Source organism: Burkholderia sp. 567 (assembly GCF_040545115.1).
Classification (GTDB): domain Bacteria; phylum Pseudomonadota; class Gammaproteobacteria; order Burkholderiales; family Burkholderiaceae; genus Burkholderia; species Burkholderia ambifaria.
In genome coordinates, this window is the sequence record NZ_JBEPLG010000002.1 from 573,427 (window position 1) to 595,039 (window position 21,613).

The 21,613-nt window shown below is 62.4% G+C and carries 22 protein-coding genes and 1 pseudogene; 6 read left to right on the forward strand and 17 right to left on the reverse strand.

The features are described from left to right. Positions 1-33 precede the first annotated feature (33 nt). Positions 34-807 (reverse strand): ABC transporter substrate-binding protein, encoded by a 774-nt coding sequence (locus tag ABIC50_RS08045; RefSeq protein WP_354162909.1) that lies wholly within the window; start codon positions 805-807, stop codon positions 34-36. 494 nt (positions 808-1,301) lie between these two features. On the opposite strand from ABIC50_RS08045, the gene hutC reads away from it, so the two are divergent. Further along, complete coding sequence (gene hutC, locus ABIC50_RS08050) at positions 1,302-1,997, forward strand: histidine utilization transcriptional repressor HutC (protein WP_006750813.1); 696 nt, start codon at positions 1,302-1,304, stop codon at positions 1,995-1,997. A gap of 16 nt (positions 1,998-2,013) precedes the next feature. On the opposite strand, the gene ABIC50_RS08055 is transcribed toward hutC, so the two are convergent. After that, entirely contained in the window at positions 2,014-3,255 is a 1,242-nt protein-coding gene (locus tag ABIC50_RS08055) for a glycosyltransferase (RefSeq protein ID WP_354162912.1), read from the reverse strand. A 94-nt stretch (positions 3,256-3,349) separates the two neighbouring features. Here ABIC50_RS08055 and ABIC50_RS08060 point away from each other — a divergent pair, with 94 nt between their 5' ends. Both ABIC50_RS08060 and ABIC50_RS08065 read left to right on the forward strand, forming a co-directional pair. After that, the gene (locus ABIC50_RS08060; protein WP_354162914.1) at positions 3,350-3,970 is read left to right on the forward strand and encodes a TetR/AcrR family transcriptional regulator; all 621 of its coding nucleotides are present in this window, start codon (positions 3,350-3,352) and stop codon (positions 3,968-3,970) included. A gap of 208 nt (positions 3,971-4,178) precedes the next feature. Continuing rightward, positions 4,179-4,532: a hypothetical protein gene (locus ABIC50_RS08065; protein ID WP_012365480.1), complete on the forward strand. Its 354-nt coding sequence runs from the start codon at positions 4,179-4,181 to the stop codon at positions 4,530-4,532. Between the two features lie 42 nt (positions 4,533-4,574). On the opposite strand, the gene ABIC50_RS08070 is transcribed toward ABIC50_RS08065, so the two are convergent. The 4 genes from ABIC50_RS08070 to ABIC50_RS08085 form a co-directional block, all read right to left on the reverse strand. Then, a complete protein-coding gene (locus ABIC50_RS08070) occupies positions 4,575-5,417 on the reverse strand; it encodes an alpha/beta fold hydrolase (RefSeq protein ID WP_354162916.1) in 843 nt (280 codons plus the stop codon). Positions 5,418-5,531: 114 nt separating this feature from the next. Then, on the reverse strand, positions 5,532-6,449 hold the full coding sequence (locus ABIC50_RS08075; RefSeq protein WP_006750808.1) for a LysR family transcriptional regulator: 918 nt from the start codon (positions 6,447-6,449) through the stop codon (positions 5,532-5,534). A 266-nt stretch (positions 6,450-6,715) separates the two neighbouring features. Then, complete coding sequence (locus tag ABIC50_RS08080) at positions 6,716-6,961, reverse strand: DUF3717 domain-containing protein (RefSeq protein ID WP_006761486.1); 246 nt, start codon at positions 6,959-6,961, stop codon at positions 6,716-6,718. A gap of 259 nt (positions 6,962-7,220) precedes the next feature. Further along, positions 7,221-8,756 (reverse strand): amino acid permease, encoded by a 1,536-nt coding sequence (locus tag ABIC50_RS08085; RefSeq protein ID WP_012365477.1) that lies wholly within the window; start codon positions 8,754-8,756, stop codon positions 7,221-7,223. 569 nt (positions 8,757-9,325) lie between these two features. Here ABIC50_RS08085 and ABIC50_RS08090 point away from each other — a divergent pair. The 3 genes from ABIC50_RS08090 to argG all read left to right on the forward strand — a co-directional run bounded on the left by ABIC50_RS08090 (position 9,326) and on the right by argG (position 13,787). After that, a complete protein-coding gene (locus tag ABIC50_RS08090; RefSeq protein ID WP_354162919.1) occupies positions 9,326-10,858 on the forward strand; it encodes a GGDEF domain-containing protein in 1,533 nt (510 codons plus the stop codon). A 169-nt stretch (positions 10,859-11,027) separates the two neighbouring features. Next, complete coding sequence (locus ABIC50_RS08095) at positions 11,028-12,098, forward strand: FUSC family protein (protein ID WP_105830013.1); 1,071 nt, start codon at positions 11,028-11,030, stop codon at positions 12,096-12,098. 351 nt (positions 12,099-12,449) lie between these two features. Next, positions 12,450-13,787, forward strand: coding sequence for an argininosuccinate synthase (gene argG / locus ABIC50_RS08100; protein ID WP_006750803.1), 1,338 nt, complete (start codon positions 12,450-12,452; stop codon positions 13,785-13,787). A 143-nt stretch (positions 13,788-13,930) separates the two neighbouring features. On the opposite strand, the pseudogene ABIC50_RS08105 reads toward argG, so the two are convergent. The 11 genes and pseudogenes from ABIC50_RS08105 to ABIC50_RS08155 form a co-directional block, all read right to left on the reverse strand. Next, positions 13,931-14,116 (reverse strand): annotated as a pseudogene (locus ABIC50_RS08105) (hypothetical protein); the annotation flags it as partial. A 756-nt stretch (positions 14,117-14,872) separates the two neighbouring features. Continuing rightward, the gene (locus ABIC50_RS08110) at positions 14,873-15,424 is read right to left on the reverse strand and encodes a hypothetical protein (protein WP_354162922.1); all 552 of its coding nucleotides are present in this window, start codon (positions 15,422-15,424) and stop codon (positions 14,873-14,875) included. Between the two features lie 394 nt (positions 15,425-15,818). Further along, complete coding sequence (locus ABIC50_RS08115; RefSeq protein WP_175668062.1) at positions 15,819-15,995, reverse strand: hypothetical protein; 177 nt, start codon at positions 15,993-15,995, stop codon at positions 15,819-15,821. Beyond that, a complete protein-coding gene (locus ABIC50_RS08120) occupies positions 15,992-16,246 on the reverse strand; it encodes a DUF7660 family protein (RefSeq protein WP_354162924.1) in 255 nt (84 codons plus the stop codon). The genes ABIC50_RS08115 and ABIC50_RS08120 overlap by 4 nt, the downstream gene beginning before the upstream one ends. 631 nt (positions 16,247-16,877) lie before the next feature. Continuing rightward, the gene (locus tag ABIC50_RS08125; protein ID WP_175668063.1) at positions 16,878-17,102 is read right to left on the reverse strand and encodes a hypothetical protein; all 225 of its coding nucleotides are present in this window, start codon (positions 17,100-17,102) and stop codon (positions 16,878-16,880) included. 230 nt (positions 17,103-17,332) lie between these two features. Then, positions 17,333-17,863 (reverse strand): hypothetical protein, encoded by a 531-nt coding sequence (locus ABIC50_RS08130; RefSeq protein WP_354162927.1) that lies wholly within the window; start codon positions 17,861-17,863, stop codon positions 17,333-17,335. A 304-nt stretch (positions 17,864-18,167) separates the two neighbouring features. Continuing rightward, positions 18,168-18,371 carry a DUF4926 domain-containing protein gene (locus tag ABIC50_RS08135; protein ID WP_334042866.1) on the reverse strand — a complete coding sequence of 68 codons (204 nt, stop codon included), beginning with the start codon at positions 18,369-18,371 and terminating at the stop codon, positions 18,168-18,170. Continuing rightward, the gene (locus tag ABIC50_RS08140; protein WP_354162930.1) at positions 18,368-19,045 is read right to left on the reverse strand and encodes a DUF6883 domain-containing protein; all 678 of its coding nucleotides are present in this window, start codon (positions 19,043-19,045) and stop codon (positions 18,368-18,370) included. The genes ABIC50_RS08135 and ABIC50_RS08140 overlap by 4 nt, the downstream gene beginning before the upstream one ends. Before the next feature lie 51 nt (positions 19,046-19,096). After that, a complete protein-coding gene (locus ABIC50_RS08145) occupies positions 19,097-19,993 on the reverse strand; it encodes a DUF637 domain-containing protein (RefSeq protein WP_354162933.1) in 897 nt (298 codons plus the stop codon). Positions 19,994-20,053: 60 nt separating this feature from the next. After that, entirely contained in the window at positions 20,054-20,623 is a 570-nt protein-coding gene (locus tag ABIC50_RS08150) for a contact-dependent growth inhibition system immunity protein (RefSeq protein WP_354162936.1), read from the reverse strand. Then, a complete protein-coding gene (locus ABIC50_RS08155; RefSeq protein ID WP_354162939.1) occupies positions 20,548-21,579 on the reverse strand; it encodes an endonuclease toxin domain-containing protein in 1,032 nt (343 codons plus the stop codon). Before ABIC50_RS08155 ends, ABIC50_RS08150 begins: the two co-directional genes overlap by 76 nt. Between the last annotated feature and the right edge of the window lie 34 nt (positions 21,580-21,613).

The following is a 21,613-nucleotide window of genomic DNA, read 5'->3' on the forward strand; positions in this document are numbered from 1 at the left end:
AGCGCGGCCGGAGCCGCGTGCGCCGCGAAGGCGTCAGCCGCCGTAGACGTCGAATGCGAAGTACTTCTTCTCGAGCTTCTTGTACGTGCCGTCCTTGATGATGTCGGCGATCGCGTGGTCGATCTTCGCCTTCAGGTCGGCGTCGTCCTTGCGCAGGCCGATGCCCGCGCCGTTGCCGAGCGTCTTCGGATCGTCGATGTCCTTGCCCGCGAATTCGAAGTTCGCGCCGCGCGGCGTCTTCAGGAAGCCGAGGTCGGCCTGCACCGCGTCCTGCAGCGCGGCATCGAGGCGGCCGGACATCAGGTCCTGGTACACGCCATCCTGGTTCTGGTAAGACATAATCTGCACGCCCTTCGGCGCCCAGTACGCCTTCGCGTAGGTTTCCTGGATCGTGCCCTGCTCGACGCCCACCGACTTGCCCTTCAGCGATTCGGCCGTCGGCTGCAGATGCGCACCCTTCTTCGAGACGAGCCGCGTCGGCGTGTTGAACAGCTTGTCGGAGAACGCGATCTGCTCGGCGCGTGCCGGCGTCATCGACATCGACGACAGCACGCCGTCGAACTTCTTCGCCTTCAGCGCCGGGATCATTCCGTCGAAGTCGTTCTCGATCCACACGCATTTCGCCTTCAGGCGCGCGCAGATTTCGTTGCCGAGATCGACGTCGAAGCCGACGACCTTGCCGCTTGCGTCCTTCGATTCGAACGGCGGATAGCTGGCGTCGACGCCGAACCGGATCGTCGACCAATCCTTGGCGTGGGCACCCACCGCGATACACGCGAGGGCAATACTGAGGGCGAGTTTCTTCATGGCGTTCCTGTCATAGGCGAACTGGGCACGGGCCCGTCGGGCGTCGCCGCCGCGAACCCTTCCAACCGGGAAGCCGTCATCTAGACGGCGCCCCAAGTTGTACATACAACTTTGCCTTTTGTGAGGCACCCCCAGCAATCCGTGTTTATCTCTAGTTGCCGAAAAAGCGCCGTATCGCGACGAGATTCCCTTATATTTCAATCGATTATGTTTACGTCCGGTTGTAACGGCGCTTTTATGCGACGAGTCCGCGCTTCTCGGTCGCGCGCGCATTTGTCTATACTTTTCCGTTTGCCGTGCACTCGCGCCTCGTGCGCGACGTTCGCCGGAACCACGCCTGTGCGCGATTTCCCGTGTGGATATGTGCCGAAATAATGGGGATCATGCGTCGATGGCCGGGCGGATCCCGCATCGAACCCGGTACACTCCGCCGGGCCTCGCACGAAGGCCGGACTGCGACGGCACGCGGCCGCCGTCACTTGAACAGCAACCCCATGACCACACCGATCTATCAGGAAATCAAGGACTTCATCCTCGCGCGCATCCACGCGGGCGAGTGGGCGGAAGGCGACCAGGTGCCGTCGGAGAACGAGCTCGCGCGCGAATTCAACGTCGCGCGGATGACGGTCAACCGCGCGCTGCGCGAGCTGACGGCCGAACAGGTGCTTACGCGCACGCGCGGCTCGGGCACGTACGTCGCGTCGCCGAAATACGAATCGACGCTGGTCGCGATCCGCAGCATCTCGGATGAAGTCGCCGCGCGCGGCCATGCGTATCGGGCGCAGGTGCTCGAGGTGGGCGCGGCCATCGCCGACGCGCAGCTTGCCGACGAGCTGCGGCTCGACACGGGCAACCCGATCTTCCATTCGCGCGTGCTGCACTTCGAGAACGACACACCCGTGCAGCTCGAGGAACGCTGGGTCAATCCCGCCTGCGCGCCCGAATACGCGTTGCAGGACTTCACGACGACGACGCCGAACCAGTACCTGACGCGTGTCGCGCCGCTCCAGCGTGTCGAATACCGGATCGAGGCCGCGATGCCCGATGCGCCGACGCGCCGCCACCTGACGATGGACGAACGCGAGCCCTGCCTGCTGCTGCATCGGCGCACGTGGTCGCAAGGGATGGTCGCGTCGGTCGCGAATCTATGGCACCCGGGCAGCCGCTACCGGTTCACCGGGCATTTCTGACGCGCGGCTCGCGCGTTCATTGCGCGCCGCGGCGCGCCCAGCGTTCGATCGCGTCGACCGCGACACGCAACCCGTCCTCCTGCCCGAGCCGCGCACCGAGTTCAGCGGCCCGCGCCTGCGTGTCGGCCCGCGCCGCGAACGCGATCGCGCGTGCGAGCCCGGCGGCGCGCACGCGGCGCCCGGCCACCGGCGCATCGGCCACGCCGAGCCGCTGCAGCCGGTTCGCCCAGAAGAACTGATCGCCGGCGAACGGCACGACGACCGACGCAATGCCCGCCCGCGCGGCCGAATGCGTGGTGCCCGACCCGCCGTGATGGATCGCCATCGATACTTGCGGAAACAACCCGTCGTGCGGCGTGTCGCCGATCACGCACACGTGCGCGGGCAGCATCGACGCATCGATGCCGCTCCAGCCCGGCTGGAACAGCGCACGCCGGCCGTCGAGCGCCCGTACCAGCGCGTCGACCATCGCGGCCCGATCGAACCCGGCCATGCTGCCGAAGCCGATATACACGGGCCGATCGCCCGCTTCCAGAAAGGCCGCGAGCGCGGGCGGCGGCGTCCACGCCGGCGCATCGATACGCCACTGACCGCATGCCAGCACATTCGGCGGCCAGTCGGCCGGCTCGGCGAGCAGCACGGGCGACACGCCGTACAGCATCGGATGATCGGTCCACACGCGCCGGCGCGGCGGCAGTCCGCACACGCTGGCGCGCGCCGCATTGGTCGCCTTCCTGAACGCGTGCCACAGCAGCGCGTTCACGAACCGGTGGCTGGCGCGATTCAGCCAGCGCGGCGCCTTGCCGGGCGGCAGGAACGGCGACGCGAACGCCGCGGTCGGCGTGATCGGGATCATCCCCGCGCCGATCGCCGGCACGCCGCGATACTCGGCGACCGACAGCCCGACGAACGACGCCAGCCCCGACACGAGGATCGCATCGCAACCGGCCGACGCGTGCGCGACTTCGCGCATCCACGCTTCCGTGTTCGCATTCGCGATCGCCGCGAGCGCCTTCGACGTGTCGTTGAAACCGCCGCGCCCGCGCACCGCATCGGACAACGCGCCGTCCGGCGCGATCGCCGCGCGGATATCGCCGGACAACGGCGCGCACGGCACGCCAAGCGCGGCGGCCGAACCGAGCGTCGCCGCGTCGGCCAGTAACCGGACCTCATGGCCGGCTACCATCAGCGCGCGACCCAGCGCCGCGAGCGGACGCGTGTCACCTTCGGTGCCGTAGGTGGCAATGATGAGTTTCATGCGTGACTCCTCGCACACGGCGAGAACGAGTGGATTCAAAAAAGTGCACGTCGTATACTAATGCAATTCGTACACTTTCCGTCAACCCCGAGCCATGCCGATGACGACCGACGATCCGGGCCGCCGCGCGCGCAAGCGCATCCAGATGCTCGCGCACCTCGCCGCCACCGGCGCGCGCCTGTTCGATGCGCACGGCTACGACGCCGTCACGATGGAGCAGATCGCCGCGCAGGCCGACGTCGCGAAACGTACGCTGTACAACCACTTCCCGACGAAGGAAGCCGTGCTCGCGCACTGGCTCGAAGGCGAACTCGCGCGCGACCTCGCCCATCTCGAGCGCGACGTCGCAAGACGGAAAAGCTTCGCGTCGCGGATCGCCTGCGTGCTCGATGCGTCGGCCGCATGGTGCGAACAGCACCCGGTGTATCTGCTCGCATACCTGCGGCATCGATTCCTGAGCATCGGGGCAGCGCAAGCGGAAGGTGCGACGGCGCACGGCACCGACATCGCGCTCGTGTGGCAGCAGCTGATCGCGGCCGGCCAGCAGGCCGGCGAGCTGAACCCGGCGCTGGCGGCCGACCAGCTCGCGACGTGGTTCCATCACCTGTATCTCGCGGCGATGCTGCGCTGGTTGACCGTGCCGGGGTTGTCGCTGAAACGGGAATTCCAGTCGGTCGCGAAACTGTTCGTCGAAGGCGCGCAAGCGAAGCCGTGAGCGGCCGCCGCGGTCGGATACCGCGCTGATTGTGTCGCCCGCCGCGCAGGGGTTTTTACAACGAATGATCAGACGGGATGCCAAATTTCCCGCGCGGCAGTATGCTGGTGTCGTACGGCCGCGCCCGATACATCGGGCAATCCCCTAGTCCGCACGTCGCCGCGCCGCCGTCGCATCCGCAATCATGCATTGCAAGGAGGGCTTCGTGATGGCTACGACACATCAGCACTTCCACCTCGAGCTACGGCACGCCACCGCGCCGACGTATTTCATCAGCTACCTGTTTCCCGCCTTGCTGTTCGTCTACGAACTGCTGCGCGTCGGCCAGTGGATCCGCGATCACGGGATGCAATTCGCCGCGTTCAAGCAGATGGGTTACGAGTATCTGCTGATGCTGCTGTTCGTCGGGCTGCAGATCGTCGTCGAGGCGATCTTCCTGCTCGGCGCCGCGATGCGCCGCGACCATCGCGATTTCGAGCACCGCCTGCCGAACGTGGTCCTCGGCATCGGCTGCTCGATCGCGCTGCTCGCGATCGATCTCGCGATCCAGCTGGCGTTCTGAGCGCCGGCGGGTTCGCCCCGCCGGTCGCATAGGTTGGTACGTTCAGGCGGGCGCGTCGCGCAGCAACGTCGCCACCGCCGCGAGTACGTCGTCGGGCCGCTCGCGATGCGGGATGTGCCCGCATCGGTCGAGCAGCAGGAACGTCGACGGCCCAGCGACGCGCGCGGCGATCCGCTTCGGATGCACGTCCGACCCGTATTCGTCCTGTTCGCCGTGAATCGCGAGCGTCGCGCAGCGCACGCGCGGCAGTTCGTCGTCGAGGCTCCAGCCGCGAAACGCTGGCGACAGCCACGTATCGACCCACGCACGCAGCACCCATTCGGCCTTGTCGCCGTGATAGCGCGCGAGCCGGTCGAGCTGGCCGGGCGCGTCGAACTGCTGCGCCGCGTCGCGAATGCCGTCGCGCGTGCGATCCTCGACGAATGCCTGCGCGGCGACCGTCACCAGCGCGCGGCAACGCGCCGGATACGCGGCCGCGCACCCGACCGCCATCCCGCCGCCGACGCTGTGCCCGAACGCGACGAACGCATCGATGCCGAATCGTTCGAGCAGCGCATGGAATCCGTGACCAGCCTCGTCGCGCACGAACGTCGCGGCGAGCTGCCCCGGATGACGATCGGATCGGCCGAAGCCGAGCCGGTCGTACGCGATCACGTCGCGGCCGGTGGCGCGCGCGAGCTGTGCGGGGAAGTCGCGCCATAGTTCGACGCAGCCGAGCGAATCGTGCAGCAGCACGATCGGTGCGACCGGCGTAGGTGCGACCGGCGTAGGTGCGGCCGGCTCAGGTGCCGCCGTTTCCACTGCGCTCGCACCGCGCCAGCGCTTCGCGAAGAGACGCCCTTGCGGCGTCTCGACCCAGGTCTCCTCGGTCACGATGTCAGTCATGTGTATGTCGTCGTCTGCATGAAGGCGGCCGCACGCGGGCGTGCCGCATCGAATGCCGACGATGGTGGCCCGGCGACGCGCGCGGCGTCAAGCAAGCCCCCACCGCCCGCACGCTCATTCGGGTTGCGGCGGCAGATACTCCATCTGCGCCTCGTCGTAGAGCCGGTAGATCAGCGCCTGCATCGCGCGGATGTCCTCCGATTCGTCGAGCATCCGCATGCTCATGATGATCGGCGACACGAGGTTCGGATCGTCGAGCGGCTTGTAGCTGATGTCGTCGCGCTTCAGCCCGTACACGCTGTGCGGCACGACCGACACGCCCTCGCCCATCGCGACGAGCCCGAGCGCGATCTGCAGCTCGCGCGTCTCGTAGATGCGCCGCGGCTGCAGCGCGCGATCGTGGAATGCCGCGAGCACCTGGTCCGCATAGCTCGGCCGCGGCGCCTTCGGAAAGATGATCAGCGTGTCGTTCACGAGATCGTGCAGGGACAGCACGGGCTTCGCGCCGTCGAGCACGTGACCGACCGGCAGCGCGACGATCATCCGTTCCTCGCGCAGCACGACGCGCCGCACGCTCGGATCCTCGTGACGGATGCGCCCGAATCCGACGTCGATGCGCCCTTCCTTCAGCGCCTTGATCTGGTCCATCGTCGACATCTCGTGCAGGCTCAGCTCGACGGCCGGATACTCGCTGCGAAAGCGCCGGATGATCTTCGGCAGCATCCCGTACAGCGTCGAGCCGACGAAACCGACCGACATGCTGCGCTCGATCTTGCCGACCCGCTTGGTCATCGATTCGAGCTCGGTCGTCTGCGCGAGCAGTTGCACCGCGTGCGAATAGAAGAAGCGTCCCGCGTCGGTCAGCTTCAGCGGCCGCGCGTTGCGCTCGAACAGCGGCACGCCGAGCGCCTCCTCGAGCTGCTGGATCTGCCGGCTGAGCGGCGGCTGCGCGATGTGCAGGCGCTCGGCCGCACGCGTGAAATTCCGCTCCTCGGCAACCGCGACGAAGTAGCGGAGGTGTCTCAACTCCATGTTCGAACCCTCCCGGACAGGCCACGGACGTTCATTCGGCCCCGCGCGGATGCGTCCCGCGCCGGTCGCCCGCGCTGGTCGCCCACGCCGGTCGCCCCGTGCTCGCCTGATCCCGATGCCATGACGATACCTTACAGCGCGCCGATACCGGCGCGAGCAGCGTCGCGCCCGCACGCGCGTCCCGCACCGCGCAAAGCAAAACGGGAAGCCGCGAGGCTTCCCGTTCGTTCATCGACGCCGCGTCGCGGCATCGTCCCGGCCGCGCGTCACGCCTCGGTGGCGTACAGCGCATCGCGCTGCGCGTCGCTCAGCGAATCGAGCGGCACGTCTGGCAGTCGATAGCAGATCATCGCGCCGTACAGCTCGGCCAGGCAGTTGCTGCCGGCGTCGAGCGCGTAGCCGTCCTCGCCGTCCGGCGCCGGCGGATACACTTCGCGCCACGCATTGATCGCGGCTTCGATTCGCACGATGGAAACGGGTCCGGCCTTCCGCTCGGCGGGTGATGCGCTCATGAATTCCTCTGGGTTGCCGCTCCGCGGGCCGTGCCGGCCGCGGCGGAACGATTGAAACGCCGGGCGCCGCCGGCCGCCGCAACAGGCGCGCGCCGGATGCCCGATCCGCGCCGCGCTCGTCGCGCCGGCCGGGCCGTGGCCCGGTAGGGTCGGGAAATATAACCGGCTTTGACCCCGTGCAGGGGAAAGCCGACAAAAAAAACGGGAAGCGCGCGGCTTCCCGTTTCATCGCATCTCGCGCGGCCGTGCCGCACCGCTATCAGCCCGCGGTTTCGCGGTTCGCCACGCGCTGCGTCTGCGCGCCGCGGTTCGCGGCCACCCACGGCGCGATTTCCATATCCTCGTAGCGCACGAAGCGGCTCTTGTTCAGGAACCGGTAGCCGAGCCAGACGACGAGGAACAGCGGGATGCCGACGTAGGTTGCGGCCACGCCCGCCCAGTCGATCCGGTTCGCGAGGAACGCCTGATAGTCCTGCCCCAGCGCGATCACGAGACACAGCACGAACGCGAACAGCGGGCCGAACGGGAACCACTTCGACTGGTACGGCAGCTGGTCGACCGCGTAGCCCTGCTTCACGTAGCCCTTGCGGAACCGGTAGTGGCTGATCGCGATGCCGAGCCACGCGATGAAACCGGTCATGCCCGACGTGTTCAACAGCCACAGGTACACCGTCTTGTCGCCGTACAGCGACGTGAAGAAACACAGCGCGCCAACGGCGGTGGTCGCATACAGCGCATTGCGCGGCACGCCGCCCGGCGACAGCTTCGCGAACAGCTTCGGTGCGCGGCCTTCCGTCGCGAGGTTGTAGAGCATCCGCGTCGACGCGTACATGCCCGAGTTGCCGGCCGACAGCACGGCCGTCAGGATCACCGCGTTCATCACGCCGGCCGCGAACGCGAGGCCCGCGTGGCGGAATACGAGCGTAAACGGGCTCACGCCGATGTCGGTCACGTCGCTCTTCAGCAGGCTCGGATCGGTATAGGGAATCAGCACGCCGATCACGAAGATCGCCAGCACGTAGAACAGCAGGATCCGCCAGAACACCTGGCGCACCGCGCGCGGGATCGTCGTGCGCGGATTCTCCGATTCGCCGGCCGCGACGCCGATCAGCTCGGTGCCCTGGAACGAGAAGCCGGCGATCATCGCGACGCCCATCAGCGCCGGCAGGCCGCCCGCGAACGGCGCGTCGCCGATCGTCAGGTTGCCCCAGCCGTTGCCCGGCGCGCCCTTCAGAATGCCGAAGATCATCAGCAGGCCGACGCCGATGAACGCGACCACCGTGACGACCTTGATCAGCGCGAACCAGTATTCGGCTTCGCCGAAGCCGCGAACGGTCAGCGCGTTGAGCAGGAACATCACGGCGAGGAACGCGGCGCTCCACCAGACGCCCGGCACGTCCGGGAACCAGTAGTGCATCACGAGCTGCGCGGCGACGAGTTCGACCGCGATCGTCACGGCCCAGTTGTACCAGTAGTTCCAGCCGAGCGCGAAGCCGAAGCCTTCGTCGACGTATTTCGCGCCGTAGGTCGCGAACGAGCCCGATACCGGCATGAACGCGGCCATTTCGCCGAGGCTCGTCATCAGGAAGTAGACCATCAGGCCGATCAGCATGTACGCGACCATCGCGCCGCCGGGGCCGGCCTGCGAAATCGACGCGCCGGACGCGACGAACAGGCCCGTGCCGATCGAGCCGCCGATGGCGATCATCGTCAGATGGCGCGCCTTCAGCGCGCGATGAAGCTTGGGTGGGTTCGCGGGCGAACCGGATGGGTCGGAATTCGGAAGTGCGGACATAAACGAGACGAACGTTGAGCGGGCCGGCATCCGGAGCCGGCGCAAGCGGGATCGGGGTGCGCCGCCTGCGATGCATTCGATGCGGCCCCGATACGCGTTGCGCGCCGGGCGCCTGCGGCGAAGCGCGGATTCTACCTGATTCGTCATCGGGATCGCTCGGGTGCGAACGCCCGCGGAATCAACGGGTTGAGTGCGGCACGAGCGGCCACGCGCCACTCGCGGTGCGCAGGCGGCAAAACGCCTATTCGCCGAACGGTTATCCGTCATTCCAATCCAAGCCATGCTAATCGGCTTCGCCTCGTATGCCGATTCCGCATTAAAGCGACAAATCAATCGACATACACGGTAATAATCAGACGAAATGTTACGGACTGGCGATTGATTCATATCAAAATCGTCCGCAAGGCATGCAGTAATGATGCGTAACCGCCGGAAACCCGGTAATTTGCGCAGCATGTTTTGCATCGCGCGGCCAGCTTCAAGATTTCGCGACATAATACGGGTTAATTCGAAATATTCAGCGCGCGGCCCCCCGATACACAAATACCCGCCGCCTGCCGCCCCCGAGGATGAATTCATACCCGCTGCCTGCTACGCTGCGCCGCCATACCGTGTCGGCTGTGGCCCGCATTCTGTCGCCCCGCGGCGTACTCGTCGCGGGCATCGTGCTGCTGCTGCTCAGCTGGGGATTCTCGGCGTCGCTTTTAATCGAGGCACGCAACGACGCGTACGGCCATGCGGTCGAAAATGCGCGGAATCTGATGCTGCTGATCGAGCGCGATATTTCACGCAATATCGAACTTTATGATCTGTCACTACAAAACGTCGTCGACGGTCTCTCCGATCCGGAACTAATGGCATTACCGCCGCGCCAGCGTCACCGGCTGCTGTTCGACCGCGCCGCGACCGGCGCGTATCTCGGCGCCATTTTCGTGATGGACCCGCACGGCAATATCGTGATCGACTCGGCCAGGTCGCCGCCGCGGCAAGGCAATTTCGCCGATCGCGACTATTTCACCGTGCATCGCGACCGGCTTACGCCGGGCCTCTACATCAGCCGGCCCTATGCGTCCAGGCTGCGCGGCGGCGCACTGACGATCGCGCTCAGCCGCCGGATCGTCCGGGCCGACGGCACGTTCGGCGGGATCGTCGTCGGCACGCTGAACATCGATTACTTCCGCGCGCTGCTCGACGGGGTCGCCGTCGGCAAGCACGGCAGCGCCGCGGTCATCGAGGACAACGGCGCGCTCGTGTCCCGCCTGCCGTACGATGCGCGCGTGGTCGGCCTCGATCTGCACGACTCCCCGCTCTTCATCGAGTCGCAGCGCCGCAGCGAAGGCGCGCTCACGGGCGTCGGCGCGATCGACGGCGTGCGCCGCATCTATGTTTACAAGCATCTCGCGAATCTGCCGCTGCTCGTCGACGTCGCGCCCGCCGACATCGACATCTACGCATCGTGGCGCCATCGCGCGATCTGGACCGCCGTGCTGATGGGCCTGTTCACCGCGTTCATCGCGTGGGGCTCGCTCGCGCTGTCGCGGGAACTCAGGCGCCGGCAGATCGCCGAGTCGAAGCTGTACCGGCTCGCGCACACCGATTCGCTGACCGGCCTCGACAACCGCGGCACCTTCGACGCGGTGCTCGCGAAGGAAGCGCAGCGCGCGTCGCGCAGCGGCCGCCCGCTGTCGGTGCTGTTCGTCGACGTCGATCATTTCAAGGCGTTCAACGACTACTACGGCCACCTCGCCGGCGACGACGTGCTGCGCCGTGTCGCGCAATCCGCGTCGCGCTGCCTGCGTCGCGACAGCGACCACGTCGCGCGCTACGGCGGCGAGGAATTCGTCGTCACGCTGCCCGACACCGATGCGCGGGGCGCGGCGACCGTCGCCGAGACGATCCGCCGCGCGATCGCCGGGCTCGACATCGCGCACGGCCGCAGCCCGTACGGGCACGTGACGACGAGCATCGGCACCGCGACCGCCACCGGCGGGCGCGTGAATGCCGCGGCGCTGCTGCGGCAGGCCGACGAAGCGCTGTACCGCGCGAAGTCCGGCGGCCGCAATCGCGTGTCCGACGCCGAGGCGAGCACGGCCGACGCGTGACGCGGCGGCCGCCCACTCCCCCACGCTCCGCCGCCTCGCCGTGGACAGCCCGCGCGCGTTCGGCTAGCGTTACGTCAGCTGCGCGTGCGGCGCGGCGCCGGCCCGCGCAGGCCGCCCGCGTGTATTGTGGCCACCCCGGCGGCCACCCCGCCGGCCCCCCCGCTCCGTCATGACTGCCCAGCTCCCTGCCCGACTGCCGCCCCTCCTGCGCCACGCGCTCCGTCCTCTGCTGGACCCGTACCGCCGCTACCGGCACGCGAAGCTGATCCATGCGGCGCGCGTCGCGCTCGCGATTCTCGTGTCGATCGGCTTGTCCACCGGCCTGCGCGTGCCGCACGGCGAATGGTCGACGATCACCGTGCTGATCGTCGTCGGCGGGCTGCAGCACCACGGCAACATCCGCAAGAAGGCGGCCGAGCGCGCGCTCGGCACGTCGATCGGCGCGCTCGCGGGGCTCGCGCTGATCGTGTTGTATTCGGTCCTGCACATGCCGTTCGCGATCTACCTGCTGATGTCGATCGCGTGCGGGCTCTGCGCGTATCACGCGATCGGCAAGGCCGGCTACATCGCGCTGCTGTCGGCGATCACGATGGTGATCGTCGCCGGACACGGCGACAACGAGATCGTCGACGGCCTGTGGCGCGCGGTGAACGTGCTGGTCGGCATCGCGATCGCGCTGGCGTTCTCGTTCGCGCTGCCGCTCTATGCGACCTACTCGTGGCGCTACAAGCTCGCCGACGCGCTGCGCGCGTGCGCGGCCGTGCACGCGCGGCTCGCAGGCGACCGCCCCGTGAGCGACGACGCACACCTTAAGGAAATGGCAGCGCTGAGCGCGCTGCTGGTGCAGCTGCGTTCGCTGATGCCGTCGGTGTCGAAGGAGTGCGAGATCTCGGTTACGCACCTCGAGGCGATCCAGCGCAGCCTGCGCCTGTGCATCGGCTACCTGGAGATCCTGTCGAGCGCCGTGCCGGCCCGCGACGACCTCGCCGCCCGCGAATACATGCGAACCGGGATGAAGGCCGTGAACCGGCGCATCCGCGACACGCTCGTCGGCGCGAGCCGCGCGCTCAAGTTCGGCACGCCGAGCCGGCTCGCGCCGCGCCGCCGGCCGGCCGACGCGCCGCACGACGCGCCGCCGCCGGAATTGTCGGGCTACGTGTCGATCACGGCCAAGCTGGCCGCCGAAGTGGATCAGTTGCGCGAGAAACTGCTCGATACCGCGCAGGCGTGGAATATTTGAAGGTGTGAAGGTGTGAATGTCTGAAGCCGACGGATTTAGGCAGACGCCGGAAATCTTTCATCTTTCTTTCATCCGGGCGAGCCCGCGTCTTGACGACATCGGCCGTACTTTTCGGACGATCCGGCCCTGGAAACAGCGCTTGCGTACCGGCGCGTGCCCACCCGTTTCGACCGCCTTTCGGCGCCGCTTCGCGGCGGATTCTCCGGCCGGTTAACCGCCCTCCAGGCCCGCCGCGACAGGCCCGACGACGCATTGGCGCGAAAATCAGGTCTTGCCCCAACTTCCCGGACAGCCGATACTCGCATATTCCGCGAAATACGATCCCACCGGCTTCAATCCACGGTAATTCCTATGAGCACGATTCTCGAAAGCCTCCCGACCGGCCAGAAGGTCGGTATCGCCTTCTCCGGCGGCCTGGACACCAGCGCCGCGCTGCACTGGATGAAACTGAAGGGCGCCGTCCCGTACGCATACACGGCGAACCTCGGCCAGCCCGACGAAGACGATTACGACGCGATCCCGAAACGCGCGATCGAATACGGCGCAGCCGGCGCCCGCCTGATCGACTGCCGCGCGCAGCTCGTCGCCGAAGGCATTGCGGCGCTGCAAAGCGGCGCGTTCCACATCACGACCGCCGGCGTCACGTACTTCAACACGACGCCGATCGGCCGCGCCGTGACGGGCACGATGCTCGTCGCCGCGATGAAGGAAGACGGCGTCAACATCTGGGGTGACGGCAGCACGTACAAGGGCAACGACATCGAGCGCTTCTACCGCTACGGCCTGCTCGTGAACCCGGATCTGAAGATCTACAAGCCGTGGCTCGACCAGACGTTCATCGACGAACTCGGCGGCCGCGCCGAAATGTCCGAATTCATGAACCAGGCCGGCTTCGCGTACAAGATGTCGGCCGAGAAGGCGTATTCGACCGACTCGAACCTGCTCGGCGCGACGCACGAGGCGAAGGATCTCGAAAGCCTCGAGAGCGGCATCAAGATCGTGAACCCGATCATGGGTGTCGCCTTCTGGCGCGACGACGTGAAGATCGCCGCCGAGGAAGTGACGGTGCGCTTCGAAGCCGGCCAGCCGGTCGCGCTGAACGGCGTCGAGTTCAAGGACCCGGTCGAACTGCTGCTCGAAGCGAACCGCATCGGCGGCCGCCATGGCCTCGGCATGAGCGACCAGATCGAGAATCGCATCATTGAGGCGAAGAGCCGCGGCATCTACGAAGCCCCGGGCCTCGCGCTGCTGTACATCGCCTACGAGCGCCTCGTCACCGGCATCCACAACGAAGACACGATCGAGCAGTACCGCGAGAACGGCCGCCGTCTCGGCCGTCTGCTGTACCAGGGCCGCTGGTTCGATCCGCAGGCGATCATGCTGCGCGAAACGGCGCAGCGCTGGGTTGCACGCGCGATCACCGGCGAGGTGAAGATCGAACTGCGCCGCGGCAACGACTACTCGATCCTGAGCACGAAGTCGCCGAACCTCACGTACCAGCCGGAACGCCTGTCGATGGAGAAGGTTGCATCGACGTTCTCGCCGCGCGACCGGATCGGTCAGCTGACGATGCGCAACCTCGACATCACCGATACGCGCGACAAGCTGCGCGTGTATTCGCAAGTCGGGCTGCTGACGCCGGGTGAATCGTCGGCGTTGCCGCAGATTAAGGGCGATAGCGACAAGTAAGCCGGTCGCTTTCGCGGGCGGGCGGATGGGTGGTATGAAAACCGCCTGCCCGCCCGCAGCACTTCCCTCCCCGCCTTTTCTTCAAGCCCTGCCGGATTCGGATCGCGAACGCGTGTCGCGACGATCCTGCACGCGCATCACGATCATTTCGTGGCCGAGGCCGTCGCGGTCGCAGTGGCCGCAGTCGTCGTCATCGTGGTGGAAGCAGTCACCGGCGCCGGCGTGCGTGCCAGATCCCGACCGATCATGTCCGCGACCGACTTCTCGCACCACTTGATCCCTTCCACCGACTTGTCGAAGTTCTTCTCGAGATCGCTGAAGCTGCCATGATGTTTGGTTATTCTCCCGCCCTCTCGGACGTCACTAGCTCATAACAACGCTTTCCGTCTGCGTCAATCTCGACGCTCATTACATGGTAGACACGCCAGAGCGCCAGCCATGGAGAGGACTGTACCTCGCGACCGAACGCGTCAAGTAAGCGAATGCACTTAACTCTCATGGCTTCCGGTGTACATGTTCGTCTTGCGGGACAAACCACAAAATACGTCGCCTGTCGTCAGCCCCATATAGAAATGCAGCTGACAAAACCAAGCCGGGCCTTGATAGGTCGTAGCGTATATTTTCTGAAGCCTACTGGGAAATTAGGATTGGCAAATCACTTCACATCAAGCCCAAAAATTGATCGCCCATCGTCAACTCCCCGAATGACCGTAATATTTATAGGTCACCCCATAAACTGCCCGAATTTAAAATACATCCCAAAATCATACAATTCGCCAACCACAACCCAAAACAAAAACACATCAAATCACATATTCCGACATAAATTCAAATTCGTCGAAATATGATTCAGGCTCACCTCTCGAAATCCACTCCCTCGGCACATAAGGGCTATCAATATTAACTTCATAACCGTGCCGCCAAGCAAGACTACTGTAGATAACTGCCGACGCGCATATTAAGCTGGCAAAAAACCCCCGTCCAGAGCCGCCCGCTTGCGAACTAATTCCGTCGAAACCAACTCATCAATTGCAACCTCCATTCCATTAACATCCCCTTCCGCAAGAGCCAAATAAAATTTATGATCAGGTAAAAATTTTCTCTCTACTCCCCTTGGGCGGATTCGAAATTACCCGCTCGCACCGATCCCTCAAAGCATTCCAATCTCCCCGCAACGCAATGAAAAACTGCTCCGTCCAAAAATCGAATAAATTAGGATTATTTATCCTCTTGCCATCGAATGCAGAATCAATTCCACCGCACCAGTCAATCAGCCCCTGATGACCCGAAACCAAATAATAAATCCCATTAATCGCCCTACGCTCATATGCCAATGCACCAATAGGCTCATTATATTTCGACTGAGAAAGAATATACTCGAGCTTCGCACGAACATAGAACCATTGCTTAAAGGCTGCAACATCACCAGTTTCGTACCATACCGCGATTGCCGCCGCCTCCGCATAGCTCATTAATGTGCGCAAACATCCAGATGGATCGCCTAAACTACCCTCTATATTGGCAACACAATTATCCAGCACACCGCTTGAAACATCGAACGCATGTCTTTCCACGACATGTCTCAACCGATTAGCCGCATCCTCAGTAGGTGGAATTTTTATCATGAGCCTCTTCATGATTTCACCTTCACAGGCACAATCACCAAGCTTCCAGTTGCCTTATTCACACCAGCAACCGCCGTGAAAAGCTGCCCATTATTTCGAGCGCTTGTAATAGCAATTCTCGCAGGGGAATTGCTCGGCAAATTATCCAAGGTCGCATTTATCCAACTTGAACTGGCCACGGACGCACTTCATTGCGCCACGCTCCCTCAATCATCACCTCTCTTGTACGAACTGGATCTAAGAGCATACGTGCCTAAACAAAGTTTCCACTGCGGAACCGATGATGAACAAAGTCCTTTCGCCCGCTGGACCTTACGGACTTAGTAGCGGCAATTCGGGCTGGGGCCTGGTTGACGATCCTGCGTGGTTGATGCCGACATTTCAGATCCGCGCGAACTTCGAAACGCTAAATGATGACGGTTTTGGTGATCATAGGTTGCTGTGAAGAGGACTGTCGAGGTGCTGCCGTCGACACAATGCCGTTCGACACCACAAAGTGCGAACTCGGCTCGCCGCCGAGTTCGCGCAATCGGTTGATATCGAAGAGACGCCGATCCTCAATCAGGCTACGTGATTTCGTCATTCATATATCTTCGCAGCGTAGAGAATATCGCCCAACGTTCTCCAATTCGGAGTTACCGGAACTTCTTGGTTGGTGTTTTTGTAAAAACTATCCATAGATCGGATCCAACTTTCCATTGCAAGAAGAAACCGCTCAAGCGTTTGATTTTCCCACTCGGCTCTATTTTCATCCAAATCCTTCAGCAGTTGACCCACAAAATCCGCCAACTCCTCTTTGGATTCAATTCTTGAAACCAACTCCGACAATTCCATGTTTTTCTCCTACGGCTTGGGCCCACCTTTCACGCAAATGAGCACCCTTGATTTGGAGAATTCGACCTCGCAGTTACCGTCACCGTAGTCCTTAATGGCGTAGCCGATATCCTCCGGTCTAGTGAGGAAACCAGACCTCTCGGCCCCACGAATCTCACTCTGTCATAAATACGAATCGTCATTTCGCGCTCCGCGCAAATTCAGAGAATGATATATTTAACTCGATGGAACCATCACTTTGAATCACCCTGGCAGAGCGCAGATAGCTCGTTTGACGAGCTGCCGACCCTTCCCCAGGGAGCACAATTTCGTTGTTAATGCGTTGGCCGCATTGATCCAGTTTACCAACCATATATTGACCGCGGGCGTATTTTTGCGCAGCTGCGCATTTGAGCGCGCCCCAGTATACACGCGTCTGAAGAAACCGATACGTCACGAATCCGGCCAATGCCGCTTTTTTTGATAGTACGGCGGGTGACTGATTTCTGCTGCCAAGCTCCGTTCCAGCCCCGCTAGGGCATTGCCCCCTTGCCAGGACCGCGAGCCGGGGGCTAGCCTAGTACTGGCGCATTTACTTCGTGTTGAGCCGCCCTTCTCGCCCCCAGCCGCTACATTCCCCATCGGATACGATTTATTTGGTACGAAGCACCCACCATTTACAACTAATGTCCGGCTTGAGGATGACAATTGCCTCCGAGGTCACGCCCTGCAGGATGAACACTGCGCGAATACCACGTCGTCCTTGCTCGCGATAGAATCCGATCAGTTCCGTTCGCTCGCTCACGAGAGCCATCACCTCGCGACCACCACATTCGAGCCGCATCTGAAATGACTCAGCAACACCGCTGAAGGACACCTCAATTTCAACAGTACTTTCAAATTTCGCAGCTTGTCCGGACCGCCCAATAAAAACCGAATCTCCAACCTCAAAATTTCTGAATCGCCCTTTCAGGCTCCGCGTAAACCGCGCTGCACGATCGGGGCGGCGACAACGCCTCGAACGGCGGTTTTCAATGCTACCCGACGATCACTTTTGCAATGCCCTTGTCGCCAGAGAAGGAAATTTCTTCGCCGACATTCCACGCCTCATCCTCTTTTTAGCGAGAGATTCGCCCAATATTCATACATTTCCCGCAATTGTTTTCCGTCTTTTTCCCCGTTAGCAACGCCATATGCGAAAGAACTCACGATCCTTACGGGATTAATTGGCACAGCCTCGCCTCCCGCAATTGTGAGCTGCCCGTAGTCAGCGAACCTTTTATTTCTCAACTGCTGCTCCCACCTGACATTCGGCACATTATTCAATGCGACATCGCCGTAATACATACCGACGTAAGTGATTAGGCGCCTTGTTTCATCAGTCAAATCCAACCGGGAAATATTAACACCCCTTCCCAATCTACTCTCGATCTCTCCCATCTCAACCGATGTTAAATCCCGCTTTTCAATCTTTCCCGCCAGCCATGTACCCAAACTCTCCAAAGAACGGGGCGAGCAATCCGGAAACCAGTTTTCAAACCCCGGCGTGCTTCGTACCAGTTGCGTCAACTCCTCAATGAAGTACGGCAAATTCAACATAAACCACTCATTAAACTCCTTGAGCTCTTCCTTCTTCATCGACGAAAATTCCGTGGTTGCAGGATTATAGTTAGCCGAAAATTTCATTTGTGAATCACCACCTTGATATTTGCATCGGCAATCATCTTGAGCAATCCCGGCGCCGGGCCACCCATCCCCGTTATTGGGCTAGTATAAAAAATGCCACACCACCCCATTAACCGCACCTGTTTTCATTCGGATCGCAGCGCTAACAGACACGCACTGACGGAACGTTGCGTGCACGTCGGTGGAACGCTGTCGGTACACCGCTGGAACGCCACGCGCGTCAGCATCTGGGCGCTGAAGTACATTCAGCCGTAACTCAGGGCGTCAGCGGAGCATTCTCTAAATGTTCGACTGCAATTACTTCTTGTACTCGAGTTGTACCGTCTGCATTGGAGAATTCGACCTCGTAGTTACCGTCACCGTAGTCCTCAATGACGTAGCCGATATCCCCCGGTCTCAGTGAGGAAACCAAACCTCTCGGTCCAACGAATCTCACTCTGTCATAAATACGAATCGTCATTTCGCGCTCCGAGTAAATCCAGAGAATGATGTATTCAACTTGATGGAACCATCACTTTGGATCATCCAGCCAGAGCGCAGATAGCTTGTTTGGCCAGCTGCGGCTCCCTTCCCAGGCAGCGCAATTTCGATGTTAATGCGCTGGCCATATTGATCCAGTTTACCAAGCGTATATTGACCTTGGGCGTATTTTTGGGTGGCTTGTTGTTCCCACATCTGCGTCAGTGAAACAGAGTCAGCGCCGGAGTATCCCAATGATTCAAAAACGGCGTTCTTGCCGTGATCAGCGCCCGTGGCAAATATGTAGTCCAAGAACTTTCGTGAATCTGCTGTAGCAAGAGCAGCAACGTCTCCGCCCGCAGCAGACCTACCGATACCCATAAGCGAAGCCGCCCCGACCGCTCCCACCAGCGACACCAAACTCCCGAAGTCCGGATCGTCATATGGCAGCATCGCACCGTTGAGGAACGGCACGTAATCCGGATAGCCCGGCAGCGCCCCATTCACGAAGTTCGGAATCGCCTCAACCGTCCCAACCGCCGTGTTCCATGCCACACGTCCCGTATCTGCGATCGCGCTTTTCAATGTGCCGCAGTTGTGGCCGGCCGCACACGTATTGTTCAGCGTCTCGTTTTGTGCTGCCGTCAGCGCACCCTGCACGTTCTGGCCAAGCAAGCCAGCTGCTGCGCCACCGAGCAGCGACGTCGCCGTTACGATCGCCGCAAGCTACCCCTGATCGGTAACCCCTTGCCCACCCGTCACGGCGGTCGCGATGCTGTTCGCCATCATCGCCGACACGGCCCCGCCAATCGCACCACCGCCGCATCCTTGCCCCGTCGCCGCACCTGATGCGCATCCGAGCGCAGCATGTTCGAGGACGTTCTGAATGGAATAAGGACTCGTGGTGTCACCAATGCCGTACGCGACTGCTGCCGCAGCATCCTGAACCAAGCCATCTCGCAGACGATCGAGGAAACGTCCCCCGCCGATCAGCGTCTGCACTCCTGCCTGAATCGTCGCGTCCGCGGACATCGCCAACACGGCGGCCGGCAACGATCCCGATGCGGCACCAGCCTGCGGCACCAACGCATTCCCCGTCGTCTGCACACCGGCCAGTGCCGAAAGAGACGGCGCACTTCCTTCGAATGCAGCATTCGCGCTGAACCCGAACGACCCCGTACCGCTATCAAACGTGATGCCGTTCGTCAGCCCGGCAGTCACTGCTCCGATCAGGCCATTCTTCAGGCTCGCGCCGAAATCGATCTGTCCCGTAGCAACAACCTGCCCCAGCGCGCTCGATGCAAACGAGCTCACCCCGACTGCGATCATCGTGTTGGCCAAGCCGCCAACGGCCAGCGAACCACCCGCCGCACTCGCCGCCGCGGTAAGGGCCGCGCCCGTCAGCCCCTGCTGGGCTGCCATAAACGCAGCCATGGTTGCCGCTTCGGCAGCGCCCGACATCGACGCGATCGCAGCCGAGATTTCCGGCTGCACGACGAACATCGCGTCATCGCCGGTTGTCGACTCGCTGCCGACGATGAATCGGGCAAATGGAACGAAGACGACGCAACACCCGTCGACGTCATAAAACACAAACCCGGCACGTGGCCGGGTTCGTCTCATTGCTGCTATCCGGACAAAAGCCGGCGCGGGCCTATCCAGCACGCGTAACCGTAATAAGCCCTAGCCAGTGCACCGACCGAACGCAAGACGCAACGCTGCGCCAATCTCAACCGAAGAACTGTCGCGGGGAATGGTTACGTCCTCAATTCCGTCGTCCTTCGCCCGACTCCAGCTATCCAACTTATCGTGGTGGCTCGGGGATAGAACTAACTCGTCCGCAGATAACACGATGCTGCAACTCCGCATATTTTTGAACAGCGCTTGCTTGGTTCCGTATCCGTAACGATCCATCAACGATCTCACCCACTCTGCGTAGCGCGAATCAGCCGTCAGTCGCAACACATTGGCCTGATCGAGAGACAAGAATCTGCTTTCAGCTAGCGCGCTCCGAATTGCTTCGCCTAACACATCGTCCTGGACATCTGGAGCCAACACGTACTCCGCAGCCGTCGGCTCCGCCATAGCTAACCGGTACCCCGATTGAGGTACGAGGCAGATAAATTTTTCATTAATTTTCGCCGTTACCCGGCTCTTCCAACTTGGTTCGCTCGCCATCACTTCACCGGAGTAATAATCACTTTGACGCCCAGACCCTGACCATACTGGATCGCGCGGTAAATTTGCTGCCATTGCGCCGGGGTCGTGCCAGTAGGCACGGCCACCTGCAGTTGCCGGGCAGCAATTTCATCCACTGTTAATGTCGTGGTCCCAAGGCTGGCTTCTGTAAAATTCGCCACCGTGTCGATATTACCCTTGAGCGACGAATAGACCTGCGTCGGATTGGCTATCTTAGCTGCGGTCGTGGTGTCCAGCGTCTTGGCACTGATGGCAACACCCGTGGCTTCATCGTAAAAATCGAAGGTCCTAAAACCCGTCGGCAGCCTCAATCCGGCGGGCAACTGCGAAGCAAGGTAATTTGCCCACGGTATGCCTTGCGCCGCGATGCCCTTGCCCCACTGAATTCCAGCGTCGATGATGCCGTGGTCGCCAATCAGCGATCTCACTACAGTGCTGATCGCACCGACCGCAGCGGCAATGCCCGGATTGTCGATCGGCGCAAACTGCAGGGCATCAGCCGTGCTTTGGGCCAGTTGTCCGTCGAACGAATTTGCATAGGCGGTCTGATATGGATCGCCGAGGGCCTTGATCGCCGGAGCGTTCGGATCGAACGCATAGGCCGTCCCATTGATGAACTCGACCATATTCCCACCGGCCAACGCGGCCGTCATCGCTCCCCTTACAGGCAGGCGTGCCGCCCCCCCTGCACAAGCATTCGCCAGCCATGCATCGTTCTGCTGCGACAGCGTCTGAAGCGTTTTTGCCGTGGCACATGCCTGCTGGTCGCCGTTGCCGCATGCCGCTACCGCATTGTCGTAACGCTGCTGGTCCGACAGAAGCATCAGACTCGATGGAACGTGATTCAGCCAGTTGTTCAGCGTCTCGTTCTGGGCCGCCGTCACTGCGTCCTGAACATTGAGGCCGAGCGCTCCAGCGACGCTACCGCTCACCAGCGTCTCAATCGCCGCTAACGCAGCCGGCGGAATGTTCCCATTCCCATCAATGATCGGATTTAAGCCGGCTGACACGGCCCCGCCAATCGCTCCGTATCCAGCACCCCGA

What these genes read in the sequence shown, in the direction of transcription:
- ABIC50_RS08045 (WP_354162909.1), bottom strand. Translation starts at nt 807, where the DNA reads ATGAAGAAACTCGCCCTCAGTATTGCCCTCGCGTGTATCGCGGTGGGT.
- hutC (WP_006750813.1), top strand. Translation starts at nt 1,302, where the DNA reads ATGACCACACCGATCTATCAGGAAATCAAGGACTTCATCCTCGCGCGC.
- ABIC50_RS08055 (WP_354162912.1), bottom strand. Translation starts at nt 3,255, where the DNA reads ATGAAACTCATCATTGCCACCTACGGCACCGAAGGTGACACGCGTCCG.
- ABIC50_RS08060 (WP_354162914.1), top strand. Translation starts at nt 3,350, where the DNA reads ATGCCGATGACGACCGACGATCCGGGCCGCCGCGCGCGCAAGCGCATC.
- ABIC50_RS08065 (WP_012365480.1), top strand. Translation starts at nt 4,179, where the DNA reads ATGGCTACGACACATCAGCACTTCCACCTCGAGCTACGGCACGCCACC.
- ABIC50_RS08070 (WP_354162916.1), bottom strand. Translation starts at nt 5,417, where the DNA reads ATGACTGACATCGTGACCGAGGAGACCTGGGTCGAGACGCCGCAAGGG.
- ABIC50_RS08075 (WP_006750808.1), bottom strand. Translation starts at nt 6,449, where the DNA reads ATGGAGTTGAGACACCTCCGCTACTTCGTCGCGGTTGCCGAGGAGCGG.
- ABIC50_RS08080 (WP_006761486.1), bottom strand. Translation starts at nt 6,961, where the DNA reads ATGAGCGCATCACCCGCCGAGCGGAAGGCCGGACCCGTTTCCATCGTG.
- ABIC50_RS08085 (WP_012365477.1), bottom strand. Translation starts at nt 8,756, where the DNA reads ATGTCCGCACTTCCGAATTCCGACCCATCCGGTTCGCCCGCGAACCCA.
- ABIC50_RS08090 (WP_354162919.1), top strand. Translation starts at nt 9,326, where the DNA reads ATGAATTCATACCCGCTGCCTGCTACGCTGCGCCGCCATACCGTGTCG.
- ABIC50_RS08095 (WP_105830013.1), top strand. Translation starts at nt 11,028, where the DNA reads ATGACTGCCCAGCTCCCTGCCCGACTGCCGCCCCTCCTGCGCCACGCG.
- argG (WP_006750803.1), top strand. Translation starts at nt 12,450, where the DNA reads ATGAGCACGATTCTCGAAAGCCTCCCGACCGGCCAGAAGGTCGGTATC.
- ABIC50_RS08110 (WP_354162922.1), bottom strand. Translation starts at nt 15,424, where the DNA reads ATGAAGAGGCTCATGATAAAAATTCCACCTACTGAGGATGCGGCTAAT.
- ABIC50_RS08115 (WP_175668062.1), bottom strand. Translation starts at nt 15,995, where the DNA reads ATGACGAAATCACGTAGCCTGATTGAGGATCGGCGTCTCTTCGATATC.
- ABIC50_RS08120 (WP_354162924.1), bottom strand. Translation starts at nt 16,246, where the DNA reads ATGGAATTGTCGGAGTTGGTTTCAAGAATTGAATCCAAAGAGGAGTTG.
- ABIC50_RS08130 (WP_354162927.1), bottom strand. Translation starts at nt 17,863, where the DNA reads ATGAAGAAGGAAGAGCTCAAGGAGTTTAATGAGTGGTTTATGTTGAAT.
- ABIC50_RS08135 (WP_334042866.1), bottom strand. Translation starts at nt 18,371, where the DNA reads ATGACGATTCGTATTTATGACAGAGTGAGATTCGTTGGACCGAGAGGT.
- ABIC50_RS08145 (WP_354162933.1), bottom strand. Translation starts at nt 19,993, where the DNA reads ATGAGACGAACCCGGCCACGTGCCGGGTTTGTGTTTTATGACGTCGAC.
- ABIC50_RS08150 (WP_354162936.1), bottom strand. Translation starts at nt 20,623, where the DNA reads ATGGCAGCAAATTTACCGCGCGATCCAGTATGGTCAGGGTCTGGGCGT.